Below are 12,639 nucleotides of genomic sequence, written 5' to 3' on the forward strand. Positions count from 1 at the left end.
TTCTCCTTCTTATAAAAATTGCTGTGGCTCATGGTCAATGCTGAGACGGAGCTCACTATTTTCCCGTTCTTGAGTCAAGGCTAAGACCTGGTTGAGGGTTGGCCCTAGCTCATCTTCTAAACGGTATTTAATTAAAATCTGGTAATGATAGAGGTTGTGGGTACGAGCGATAGGTTTTGGCGTTGGGCCAAGGATGATACTAGCATCTGACAAACCTGACCGCAATATTTCCATGACTCCATAAGCTCTTCTAAGAACCTCTTCTTCTTTCTTATGAGACAAGGTAATTCCAATTGTGAAATAATAAGGTGGATAACCCAACTGACGTCTGATACCCATTTCATAGGCATAAAAGCCTTCATAGTCCTGATTCTTGGCAAAGCGAATAGCATAGTGCTGAGGATTGTAAGACTGGATCAAGACCTGCCCAGCTTTTTCAGCCCTTCCTGCTCGTCCTGCCACCTGGGTCAAGAGTTGGAAGGTTCTCTCAGAAGAACGGAAATCAGGCAGGTTCAAGGCTGTGTCCGCATTGAGAACACCAACCAAGGTCACATTTGGAAAATCCAATCCCTTGGCAATCATCTGGGTTCCCAGAAGAATATCCGCTTCACCCTTGCCAAACTGCTCAAGAAGTGCTTGGTGACTACCTTTTTTGCGAGTTGTATCCACATCCATGCGCAGAATACGTGCCTCTGGAAAGAGTTCAGCCAGCTCATCGTAGGCCTTCTGAGTTCCTGTTCCATAGTAACGAATACTGCGACTCTGACAGTTTGGACAGACATGAGGAATTTCCTTAGAAAATCCACAATAATGGCAGTTCATGGTTTTAGTATCCATGTGTAGCGTCAAGGAAATATCACAGTTTGGACAGGTATCAACAGTCCCACATTCCCGACACATGACAAAACTAGAATAGCCACGGCGGTTGAGCATGAGAACAACCTGTTCTTTTTTATCCAGTCGTTCTTGAATGGTCTCAATCAGTGGTGGTGTAAAGTTCGACGCCTCATTCTGCCCGATATAATCACGGAAGTCAATCAGTTGAACTTCAGGAATACTTGCTAAAGGATTGGCCCTTTGCGTCAGGCGGAGATGTTGATAAACCCCCTTGCCAGCACGCGCACGACTTTCTAAACTCGGTGTTGCAGAACCAAGGACTAGGGCAGCTTGATTGTACTGAGCTCGTAAAAGAGCCACATCTCTAGCATGATAACGAGGATTACTGTCTTGCTTGTAGCTGGCCTCGTGCTCCTCATCGATAATGATTACCCCTAGATTTTTCAAAGGGGCAAAAATGGCAGACCGAGCTCCAGCGACTACCTGGGCATCTCCACGCTCCACCTTGCGCCATTCATCATACTTTTCACCATTGGACAAACCCGAGTGGAGAATGGCTACTTTATCGCCAAAACGAGCAATAAAGCGTTCCGTCATTTGAGGTGTCAGAGAGATTTCTGGAACTAGAACAATCGCTGTTTTTTCCATATCCAAGGCCCCTTGGATAATCTGCAAGTAAACCTCTGTTTTCCCACTTCCAGTGATTCCTTGTAAAAGAAAGGGAGGGTGTTTCTTCCCAATCGCTCCAACAACCGCCTCACAGGCTTCTTTTTGTTCTGGATTTAACTCTAAAGATTGGCTAGATTCAATACCTTCAAAATAAGCCGCTGAACGTTGCACTTCTTTTTGCACTATGGTGATAGCACCATGTTCCACAAAGAAATTAACTTGTTCGCGTGAGTAATGTTCTAACAAATCAGCCAAAGGAACTGTTTCAGGATGTACTAATAAGTATTCTCGCAGTTCCAATTTCTTCTTGGCACGATTTGAGATTTCTAGCTTTTCTAATTTGTCAAGATTCACTTCAACCCAAGACTGCGTCTTAACTTTCTTCTGATCCACAGCCTGATACTCTAGTTTTAAAAGACCTTTTCGAGTCAATCGCATCATCTCAGCCTGCTTTTCTAAGTCTAGAGATGAAAATGCTAGAGATTCCTGTGAACCGAATAAGCGTTCTCTATCTTCTTGACTTAAGCCTTCCAGAGGATAGAGGATCTTATCATAGCTAGAGTTCAAAAATCCAGGGAGCATAGCTTTTAGAATGGAAATTTTGTAGGAGAAGACTGATTTACGTAACTCCTCTGCTAGCCAGAGTTGTTCCTCCGTTAAGACAGGAGAAAAGTCCAGCACCTCAGCAATCTCTTTCAAGTCCTCGTCTGCCACATCTGCATCAGATTGAGACTCCATTCCAAGAACAATTCCCTGAATCAAGCGATTGGCCTTCCCAAAGGGTACATGAACCCGCATGCCGACTTCCAGCATCCCCTCAAATTCCTCAGGAATTTTGTAGCTATAGGGCTGATCTGTCTGCATCAAGGGAACATCCACAATGATTTTTGCAATAGCCATATCCTCACCTCCTTCTCTTCTTAAATCCTTTTAATTGATTGAGTATTCTTGCAATAGAAAAAATAAGATTGAGTCCCCCCAACCTTAAATTTTTTCACCTTCTTCTTTTTCTTTCGCGATTTGCTCTTTAATTTTCTTTTCTTCTTCTTCTTTCAATCGTCTTTCTTCTTCGATACGACGACGAACAGCTTCGCGTTTTCCTTCTGGATCTGGGTGGATGGTTACATTCCCAGATTCAATTTCTTCCAGGGCACGAAGAGTAGATTTTTCAGATTTAAATTCTTGAGTAGCAGGTGCTCCAGCTTCTAATTCATGAGCACGCTTTGCTTCCAAGATGACGAGTGAATATTTTGATGGTACCTTGTCAAGTAAGGTATCAATAGAGGGTTTAAGCATCATTTGTTTGTACCTGTTTTCTAAATTTTATCGAATAGTCGGAGACTTTGGTAGCATATCCTGATAGTGACCAATCACACGATCTACACGGAAATGTTCTGCTTCAATCACACGTTTAACACGCTCGGCCGCCAGAGGAACATGGTCATTTACAATAGCGTAGTCATACTCACGCATCAAAGCAATTTCTTCCTTGGCTTTTTCGATACGCTGAGCAATCACTTCTGCACTATCTGTACCACGGCCTACGAGACGGTCTTGCAATTCTTCCAAATCTGGTGGTGTTAAAAAGATAAAGACCGCATCTGGAACTTTTTTCTTAACCTGGAGAGCTCCCTGCACTTCAATTTCAAGAAAGACATCGATTCCCTTATCAAGCGTTTCATTAACATAAGTCAGAGGAGTTCCATAATAGTTACCCACATACTCTGCATACTCTAACATTTGCCCTTGACGGATCAACTCTTCAAATTCCTCCCGTGTACGGAAGAAATAATCAACACCATCTACTTCACCTGGACGTTGTGCCCGCGTTGTCATAGATACAGAATATTGAAATTGATTTTCAGAACTCTCAAAAATTTCTCGTCTAACCGTTCCTTTTCCAACTCCAGAAGGACCTGAAAAAACGATTAGTAAGCCTCGGTCTGCCATTATGTCTCCTTTAGATAGTTTGTGAAATGACTTGAAAATTTCTGTAAGATTATATGTCTAAAGCCATTTCTGCACACTACAATCTTTCTATCTAGTGTAACAAAAAAGCAGTAATTTTTCAACTGCTCTTTCTTATTTATTTTGCATAATCAACTGCACGAAGTTCACGAATCACGGTTACCTTGATATTTCCTGGATAATCGAGATTGTTTTCGATTTTCTCACGAACTTTATGAGCCAAGATTGTGACCTTGTCATCTTTGATTTGACCTGGATTTACCATGATACGGATTTCGCGACCTGCTTGAAGGGCAAAGCTATTTTGAACACCTTCAAAGCTATTAGCAATTTCTTCAAGATCATGGAGACGTTTGATGTAGCTTTCGAGTGACTCACTACGAGCTCCTGGACGGGCAGCACTCAATGCATCCGCCGCAGCAACGATGACTGCGATCACACTTTCAGGTTCTACATCTCCGTGGTGACTGGCAATAGTATTCACCACAACTGGGTGTTCCTTGTACTTGCGAGCTAACTCGGTACCAATCTCAACGTGGCTACCTTCTACTTCACGGTCAATGGCTTTACCAATATCGTGGAGGAATCCCGCACGACGAGCAAGGGTAGCATTTTCACCAAGTTCGCTGGCCATGATACCAGCCAACTTAGCAACTTCAATCGAATGACGCAAGACATTTTGTCCGTATGAAGTACGGAACTGCAAGCGTCCCATGATCTTCATCAAGTCTGGGTGAAGGTTTGGTGCACCAATTTCATAGGCTGCGGCTTCACCATATTCACGAATCTTATTGTCAATCTCTTGACGATTTTTCTCAACCAACTCTTCGATACGAGCTGGGTGAATACGTCCATCCTTAAGCAAGGTTTCCATCGTCATACGGGCAATCTCGCGACGGATAGGATCAAAACCTGACAAGGTTACCACTTCTGGCGTATCATCAATGATGACATCAACCCCTGTCAAACTTTCAAAAGTACGGATGTTACGCCCTTCACGACCAATGATGCGACCTTTCATGGTATCATCAGGCAGATGAACCGTAGAGTTGGTAGACTCAGCCACATACTCACCAGCAATTCTCTGCATGGCTTGAGCCAAGATATCCTTAGCCAGCTTATCTGAACGTTCCTTGACTTCTTGCTCAGCCTCACGAATGCGACTAGCAATTTCCTTAGTCAAGTTTTCCTCTGTCTGGGCCAAGATAATGTCTTTTGCTTCTGACTGAGTCAGACTTCCGACACGCTCTAGTTCAGCTTGCTTTTGTTTCTCAATTTCTTCTAGTTGCTCTTCACGTACATCAAGGTTTTTTGCTCTATCAGAAATACTTTGTTCTTTTTGTTCAAGTGTTTTTTCTTTGTTCGTCAAATTGTCATCTTTACGATCAAGACTGCTAGCACGTTCGGTCAAACGACTTTCGATTTGCTTGAGTTCTTGACGTTCTGATTTAAATTCAGCGTCCACTTCTTCACGGTATTTTCTGGCTTCTTCTTTGGCCTCCAATAGTGCTTCTTTTTTAAGAGACTTGCTTTCGCTCTTAGCTTCATTGAGTAATAAATCCGCTTCGCGCTCAGCTTGTCCTCGTAAATTAGTTGCTTCTTGTTCAGCATTTAGAAGCATCAGCTCTGCAGCCTCTTGTGATGATTTCATCTTGACTGAGATGCTGACATATCCAATGACTAAACCAATGATGACGGCAAAAACAACGATAACAATCGCCATAATTTCCATGTTTTTACCTCAATTTATTTGTTTATCCGAATGATATGCATTCTTATACATTCTACCATAAAAAATCATTTTTAACAAACCTTAATTTGAAGTTGTTTTGCTTATTTCGGCGATTAAAATCCTTATTTTCCCTAATAAAATAGGCTATTCTCCCTAATTAAATTTTTAAAGATTTTTTTAGAAAAAAATAAGTTAAAAAGCCTACTTCTCAGTAGACTTAGTTTGATTCGATTTTAATTGGCACTCGACCAAAATTTTGTTCTGCGATACTTGGATGTCCCAGTTGATAAATTTGGTCTGCCTTTTGAGTCATAGCATCCCAAGGTTCTTTGCCAATTCGGCTGACTAGATTGACCTGTCCTTTCAGAGATTTAAGATGCTGCCTGCCTTTTTCGGTAAAGCCAAGGACATGGATGGCTTCTGGCAAGTCACTTTCTCTGGCCTGTACCAGGATATAGGTCAAGAGGCGTCTGACACGCGCTTTGGTGTACCGTTTGGTAGCCACTAACTCAACCAATTCCTCTACAGATTGGGCTGTTTTGATGGCTTCCTTAATGCGCACAGCCATCTCTTGATTAACCTGATAGATAGTAGTTAGTTCTGGATTTGACAAGATTTGATAGCGAAGCAAAGAAAAATAATCTTCCCAGTTTACCTTACTAGTCTTTTCAAAGAGTTCAACAGAAGGCATAAAGCGTTCTAAGAATTTTTGGTCACTTTGGTGCTGACGGAGAGCTGTTGCAGATGCAAAGTCCACATCCTTGTCCACAGAATGATATCCTGCTCCCTGACGCTTGATTGGATGAAGTTTGATATCTCGTCCTGCAACTGCCTTGGCATAGGCCAGAGCAAGGACATGATTGGGCGTATTGCCTGAAAAATCAAGACCTGCAAATTCCTTCCACATAGCTTGCGTTTTCTGAGGATAGGAGAGGGAATCAGGTAGATTGCCCACAAATTGCTCCATCTCTTGACCACGTTCTGAGTATAGGTCTGCAATTTTCTGATAATCCAGAACTTCCTCTGTCCCAAAAGCTAGGCTATCAATGCCCAAGCGAACCAAGATATCCACAGCCCCCTGACCGAAAAAATCTGCTGCTTGGACACTGACTAAAAAGGGCAATTCTACCACTAAGTCCGCCCCATTTTCCAGCGCCATCTGAGCCCGTGTCCACTTATCCACGATAGCAGGCTCCCCACGCTGCATGAAATTCCCAGACATGGCAACGATTTTCAGTCCCTCAGCCTGATCCAGAAGGTATTTATGCCCGTTATGAAAAGGATTGAACTCTGCGATAATACCTGTGATGGTCATGGAAATCTCCTACTTCTGAGCGACGAAAAACCAACGGGTACTGGTTTCTATTGGCTCCTTGTCTTCAAAGTCCGCAAAGAGTTTGAAGGATTTGAAACCAGCCTGTTCCAGCAAGATATCATAGGTCAAGACCTCGTAAGTCCGTTCCTCATGTACCTCATCATGACGGCTAAAGGAACCATCTGCCTCCTTGACAAAGAAGGTCAGTTCATGCACGATGGAGTGAGGAGCATCGTCCTCATAGGTATCCCAAAGCATGGCAAAGTCTTCGGCGTTTTCATGGTAGGAATAGCCTGGGAAGACCTCATCTGTCTGGTAAGTCGAATGCACATCAAAGATAAAGATCCCGTCCTCATTGAGAGCATTATAGACTTCTTTAAAGACATCCCCTACTTCCACTTCATCCTGCATATAACAGATAGAGTCCGAATAACAAGTGACAAAGTCGTATTGACCAGCCTTGGATAAATCCAGCATATTGCCTTCAATGAAAGCAATCTTTTGCTTGGCTGAAGCCGCTCTCTTTTCGGCAATCTTCAACATTTCCGCACTCAAATCAAGTCCAGTCACATCAAAACCAGCTTGAGAAAAGCGCACAGACTGGATCCCTGTCCCGCAAGCAAGCTCCAATAGTTTCTTTCTGTCCTTGGTTTTAGGCAAATGGCGTAGCGAAAAATCCGTCCATTTGTCGTATAAACTATCATCCATGACCGCATCATAGACCGCCGCAAAAGTTTCATAAGTTGCCATAACCATGATACCAAGAGCCCCATGGTAAACACCACTAGCCCTTTACCTTTCAATCAATTTTTCTAAAATAAGCAAATAAAACCCAGTTGATTACAACTGAGTTCATCTTCTATGCTAAGGCTTCTGAAATGTCTACAGAATTTGCCTCATGCCATAGTTTTTCGAGGTTATAGTGGGCACGCATTTCTTCTGAGAAGATATGCACTACGACACCACCGAGGTCTAATAGGACCCAACCTCCAGCTGCATCGCCTTCAACATGGCTACCTTTAAAGCCAGCTTCAGCTACTTTTTCACGGATATTGTCAGCGATAGCATCCAACTGACGGCTGTTCATTGAGCTAGTGATAACAAAGTAGTCTGTCACGCTAGTCAAATCTTGTACATCAAGTGCGAGGATATCCTCGGCACGTTTCTCATCTGCCGCTTTCACGACTAGTTCTAGTAATTCTTTTTCGTTCATTTAATCCTCTTTCAAAAAATATTTTTACAATCTAGGACATCTGCAAAGCGCCCCTCCCAAATGCCCTCATAAAATTCATTTATCGTTTCTGCTGGAATGTCATCCCCATCAAACGTTGTGCAAGTTCCTTCTGGAATAATAAGCTTATAGCCATATTCAAAAGCAACCTTGACAGAGGTATCCACACAATATTCTGTCTGCATACCACATAAAACTAATTTTTCAATCCCCTGTTTATCCAAGTATTCTTTTAAGCCAGTTTCTTTGAAAATACTATTATACTTCTTCTGAAAGACCTTTTCATCAGGTTTTCGATTTAAAAGCGCAGATAACTGCCAATCTTCTGATGTTTGGGCTTCAGGGTTCTCAATATGTTGAACATAGATAATTTCGATATTCTTACTTCTAGCTTGGTTTTGTAAATAAGAAATTTTTTCCAATAGACCTTTTGTCTGAAACCCCGTTTCCACTAAAATATTTTGTACATCAATAATGATAAAAGCCGTCTTCATTTAATCCTCTTTTAAATAGTGCACATAGGCGTTATAGGTTTCAAGGGTTTGGGGATAGATGGGAAATCCATGGTGAGCTAAATGCTCCACAGTGCGAGCTGTCTCATAGGCCACCGCCTTATTTAGTGACAAACTTGCAATCTCACGTGCCTGGTCCACCCCTGGAAAGGCACGATTATGCTCGATGTAGTCTGCGACGTAGATAACCTTATCAAGGTCCGTCATCTGACCAGCTCCAACTGTATGGATTTCTATTGCACGCAAAATTTCAGGATCTTTCAAATCTAAATCTTCCTGAATCTTGTAGATACCGACCATGCCATGCCAGACATTATTGCCCCAGTTTTTAAGGTCTGGATCTAGTTGATATCGATCAATCAAGTCTAGAAACTCTTGATCTGATAGCTTTTTAGCATAATCATGAAGTAGCCCTGCTAGACCTGCTTTTTCAACATCCACACCAAAGCGCTGAGCCAATTCTATGGCTGCACGCTCTACACCCAGACAATGGGTTAGACGTTTTTCAGGTAGGAGCTCTGCCATTTTTTCCAACAATTCTTCACGCGAACAGTTGATATAGTCTTGGTATGCCATCAGTAAAGCCCTTCTTTCTCAATATAGTCTAGCACTGGTTTTGGCAAGAGAAAGTTAGGTGTGCGACCTTGGGCGATGAAATCACGTACCATACTGGATGAAATATCCATGAGCGGCACATCCACCCAGATGACTGGATAAGAAGTCCCAGCCTTGTATCGTGGTCGCTGAACTCCTACAAACTGAACTAGGTCTACCAGCTCATCAATTCGGTACCACTTAGGCAGATAGTCCACCATGTCGGCTCCGATAATGAAATAATAATCTGTATCTGGATTCTTCTCTGTTAGAAGCTTCATGGTGTCGTAGGTGTAGGAAATGCCCTTGCGCTCTAGCTCAATGGTTTCAATAGCTAGATCGTCGACTCCATCAATCGCCAATTCAAGCATTTTGAGACGGTGGTGCTCAGGGATGGTTTCCTTTTTGTCTACGTGAGGTGGTTGGTATTCAGGCATGAGCAGAACCTGATCCAATCCCAACTGCTGGCGTACTTGGTCTGCCACGATCAGGTGGGCATTGTGAACAGGGTTAAAATTTCCACCCAAGATTCCAACTTGCTTACGTTTTTTATCCTTGATTTCTGGCTCTAACTCCACTTTTGTAAAGGGAGTTAATAATTCGATTGCCATAGGCTAATCTCCTTTAGTCTTCTGTAAAAACAGTTTTTTGGAGTATATTTTTAGATTTCTTTAACTTTTTTAGAAATCTTACGATTTTCTTTCTTGCTTGATTGCTTATACAAAATCAAGATACGGCCGATTTTTTGGACTGTATCCACACCGATTTCTTCTTCTAAGATTTCAGCTACTTCGTGGATATTTTCATCTGTATTTTGCAAGAGTGTAACCTTGATCAATTCACGGGCATCAAGTGCCTGACGAACACTGGTTTTGATTTGGTCGTTGAGTCCATTTTTCCCGATTTGGATAATGGGTTTGAGGGTGTGTGCCTGGCTGTTGAGGAAGGCACGTTGTTTCGATGTTAATGACATAATTCATTTAAAAGAGTTTTTTTTTATACTTTTCTGAGGTGGTGACGGACATCAGCAAAGTCCTTCGGACTTTCATGACTAAAATTTGAGCCTAAGGTCTCAAATTTTCCGCAGTTGGTACAATCACTTGTACCAACTAACACCACGACGAAAAGTATCTTCTATGGGCTCGCAATGCTCGCCTTTATAAAGACAACCCTTTCCTTTCTGTGTTTAAATAATTGCTTTTCGTGTGACGACTGCGACGCCTTCTGGGGCCCAGACGGCGACTTTGGCAGTTCCTGTTACACGGATCCAACCTAGACCTGAGATGACTAGGTCTGTCTTCTCCTTGATGGTAAATACATGTTGGACTAGTTTTGGAAAATCTTCTTTTTCCTTGCTATTTGGTGGTGCAAGAAGGATTCCTAGGTGCTTGTCGTAAAAGGCACTAGCTCCCTCTAGCTTGGTACGATGAAGCTTGAGTTCATTGTCAAAGAAGGCTGTAAAACCTTGCTTTTCTCCTGCAATAAAGTCAAAGCGTCCCAATCCACCTAAAAATAGGGTTTGTTCAGGGTTTAGCTGATAGGTTTTTGGCTTGATTTCCTTTTTAGGACTGACATACTTGAGGTTTTTAGCAGTCAAGTAGTGAGCCATCTGGTGACGGTGGATAATCCCCGGCGTATCGTAGATATAAGAACCATCATCGAGTGGAATTTCAATCTTATCCAAGGTTGTTCCTGGGAAGCGTGAAGTTGTGATGACGTTCTGGTCACCTGTAATTTCTTGGATAATGGCGTTGATAAGGGTTGATTTCCCGACATTGGTCACCCCAACAACATAGACATCACGTCCCTTACGGTAGTGCTCGATCTTGTCAATGACTTCCTTAATGGCATGCTTGTTTTGTGCTGAAGTCAAGACGACATCAACAGGACGCAATCCTTCTTCGTGAGCACGCTCCATCAGCCACTGGCTAATCTTACCAGGTTTCACTGACTTAGGTAGGATGTCTTTTTTATTTCCAACCAAAAGCACATCATTACCTGACACAAAGCGTGGCAAACCTGGGATAACAGAGCCATTGAAATCAAAGATATCAATCACATTGACCACCAAGGCATCGCTATCTCCAACCTCGTGCAAGAGTTTTAGGAAATCATCATCCGTCAACTGCACATCTGTGATTTCATTATAATGACGAAGACGGAAACAACGCTGGCAATAAACTTCTCCAGTTTCCAAACCTTTTTCAAGTGCTGACTGAGGTGTAAAACCTAAACCAGTCTTATCTTCCGTCTGAATGGTTGCTCCACAACCAATACAGAGAATTTCTTCCATAATTAGATTCCTTTTTTATAAGTAATAGGGCCGTACTTTTCAGCGATTTTTCTCATCACACGACGCTCACGCGCTCGGTTAATCTGAGTCTTAATAGAGTCGTGTTGAACCAAGGGTTTAACCAAAATCGAGCGAATGCCTGCTCGGTGGGCTGCTCGAATATCCGTCATCAGCTGGTCGCCTACCATGACCACTTGGTCTTTTTCATAGTGGAAATGTTTCATGGCACGGTTAATTCCTAAAGTAAAGGGCTTCAGTGCCCAGTAAACATAGTCAATGTCAAATTTTTCAACTGCTCGTTTGACACGTTTGGGAGTATTGTTAGATACCACAATGATACGTATCCCAGCATCACGCAGATCATGCAACCATTGCTTCATCTCTACTGTTCCATCTGGATTATTCCAAGCAATCAGGGTATTATCCAAATCAACCAAAACAGCCTTGATCCCCTGCTCCTGCAGGCTTTGGACTGTCAGATCATAAACTGCTTCCACAGCAAAATCTGGCATGTAATTTTCAATCGCCATTCTGGCTCCTTTTCTTTTATTTTCTAGTAATTTTCTTCAGCCATTGAGATAAGGCTGCCCATAAAATCAAGCTAGCCATTAAGATATAAATCCAAGCATTTGGCTCTTCTGTAAATGGTAGAGGAACATTCATTCCGAAGAAACCTGTAATAACCGCAAGTACTGCTAGTAAGACGGAGATAATAGTCAAAATTGACAAACTATCATTCAAGTTATTGTTTAGGATGTTGTTGTAAGAAGCTGAGAGTTGTTGCAAGACTTGAGAAATCAAGTCTGTCATAGACACCAACTGATGGGCTTCAATCATGGCATCATCAAACTGCTCTCGTTCGACATCATTAAATCTCCGATAAAGAGCATGGCCCTGGATATGTTCCAAGAGGAGTCTATTTTGTTTTGCCGCTGCTGTCAAGTAAACCATACCTGTCTCCAAGTCAGAGAGGGCGAAGAGATTTTTCTTTGTTGTAGTTTGACGTAGCAAGGCACTAATTTCGTCCTTACTTTTATCCATCTCTTCAATGACAGGATAATAAGCGTTACTGATAATCTCTAAACCAGCAAAGAGAAACTTGTAAATAGAAAGCGACTCATGGCTATCCAGATAAGCTAACATCTGATCAATGACATAGGCGTTCTTATGATTGCTGATGGTAATCATTCGTTTGTTTTCAACGATAAAGGTCATGGGAATCGCTTCATAGTAATCCTTGTCCTTTTCTAAATCCAGAACATTGTAGATAAAGGTCACAGTCCCATTCTCACGGTTATAATCCATATGGGCACGTTCATTTTTATCCAGCGCATATTCGATGGTTTCCTTATCCAATCCGTAGATTTCAGATAAATCTTCAAGATTTTTAATTTTTTCTACATCTAGATTGATCCAAACACAATCATTTCCTAATTGCTCATCTAAAAACATCGTTTCTCCTTTACTAAACTCTTTCTATTGTACCAT

At 42.1% G+C, this 12,639-nt stretch carries 14 protein-coding genes; all 14 read right to left on the bottom strand.

Annotation, left to right across the window (positions count from 1 at the left end; translation table 11 throughout):
- Window positions 1-9 precede the first annotated feature (9 nt).
- Window positions 10-2,406: a primosomal protein N' gene (locus ADM33_RS04835; protein ID WP_049503415.1), complete on the bottom strand. Its 2,397-nt coding sequence runs from the start codon at window positions 2,404-2,406 to the stop codon at window positions 10-12.
- A gap of 84 nt (window positions 2,407-2,490) precedes the next feature.
- A complete protein-coding gene (rpoZ, locus tag ADM33_RS04840) occupies window positions 2,491-2,805 on the bottom strand; it encodes a DNA-directed RNA polymerase subunit omega (protein WP_006146546.1) in 315 nt (104 codons plus the stop codon).
- 24 nt (window positions 2,806-2,829) lie between these two features.
- Window positions 2,830-3,456, bottom strand: a complete 627-nt coding sequence (gene gmk / locus ADM33_RS04845) for a guanylate kinase (RefSeq protein WP_000775049.1) — start codon at window positions 3,454-3,456, stop codon at window positions 2,830-2,832.
- A 136-nt stretch (window positions 3,457-3,592) separates the two neighbouring features.
- Window positions 3,593-5,206 carry a ribonuclease Y gene (locus tag ADM33_RS04850; RefSeq protein WP_049503416.1) on the bottom strand — a complete coding sequence of 538 codons (1,614 nt, stop codon included), beginning with the start codon at window positions 5,204-5,206 and terminating at the stop codon, window positions 3,593-3,595.
- A gap of 217 nt (window positions 5,207-5,423) precedes the next feature.
- Window positions 5,424-6,521: a nucleotidyltransferase gene (locus ADM33_RS04855; RefSeq protein WP_049503417.1), complete on the bottom strand. Its 1,098-nt coding sequence runs from the start codon at window positions 6,519-6,521 to the stop codon at window positions 5,424-5,426.
- 9 nt (window positions 6,522-6,530) lie between these two features.
- Window positions 6,531-7,271, bottom strand: a complete 741-nt coding sequence (locus ADM33_RS04860) for a methyltransferase domain-containing protein (protein ID WP_049503498.1) — start codon at window positions 7,269-7,271, stop codon at window positions 6,531-6,533.
- A 109-nt stretch (window positions 7,272-7,380) separates the two neighbouring features.
- Window positions 7,381-7,734: a ribosome silencing factor gene (rsfS, locus tag ADM33_RS04865; RefSeq protein ID WP_049503418.1), complete on the bottom strand. Its 354-nt coding sequence runs from the start codon at window positions 7,732-7,734 to the stop codon at window positions 7,381-7,383.
- Window positions 7,735-7,745: 11 nt separating this feature from the next.
- Entirely contained in the window at window positions 7,746-8,246 is a 501-nt protein-coding gene (locus ADM33_RS04870; protein ID WP_049503420.1) for a cysteine hydrolase family protein, read from the bottom strand.
- On the bottom strand, window positions 8,247-8,840 hold the full coding sequence (gene yqeK / locus ADM33_RS04875) for a bis(5'-nucleosyl)-tetraphosphatase (symmetrical) YqeK (RefSeq protein ID WP_049503421.1): 594 nt from the start codon (window positions 8,838-8,840) through the stop codon (window positions 8,247-8,249).
- Entirely contained in the window at window positions 8,840-9,469 is a 630-nt protein-coding gene (locus ADM33_RS04880; RefSeq protein WP_049503423.1) for a nicotinate-nucleotide adenylyltransferase, read from the bottom strand. The genes yqeK and ADM33_RS04880 overlap by 1 nt, the downstream gene beginning before the upstream one ends.
- A gap of 50 nt (window positions 9,470-9,519) precedes the next feature.
- The gene (gene yhbY / locus ADM33_RS04885) at window positions 9,520-9,831 is read right to left on the bottom strand and encodes a ribosome assembly RNA-binding protein YhbY (protein WP_000060171.1); all 312 of its coding nucleotides are present in this window, start codon (window positions 9,829-9,831) and stop codon (window positions 9,520-9,522) included.
- A gap of 213 nt (window positions 9,832-10,044) precedes the next feature.
- Complete coding sequence (gene yqeH / locus ADM33_RS04890) at window positions 10,045-11,151, bottom strand: ribosome biogenesis GTPase YqeH (protein ID WP_049503424.1); 1,107 nt, start codon at window positions 11,149-11,151, stop codon at window positions 10,045-10,047.
- Window positions 11,152-11,153: 2 nt separating this feature from the next.
- Complete coding sequence (locus ADM33_RS04895; protein WP_049503426.1) at window positions 11,154-11,681, bottom strand: YqeG family HAD IIIA-type phosphatase; 528 nt, start codon at window positions 11,679-11,681, stop codon at window positions 11,154-11,156.
- 16 nt (window positions 11,682-11,697) lie between these two features.
- Complete coding sequence (locus ADM33_RS04900) at window positions 11,698-12,603, bottom strand: magnesium transporter CorA family protein (protein ID WP_045590426.1); 906 nt, start codon at window positions 12,601-12,603, stop codon at window positions 11,698-11,700.
- Window positions 12,604-12,639: the final 36 nt, after the last annotated feature.

This window comes from Streptococcus oralis (assembly GCF_001075875.1).
Taxonomy (GTDB): Bacteria; Bacillota; Bacilli; order Lactobacillales; family Streptococcaceae; genus Streptococcus; species Streptococcus oralis_I.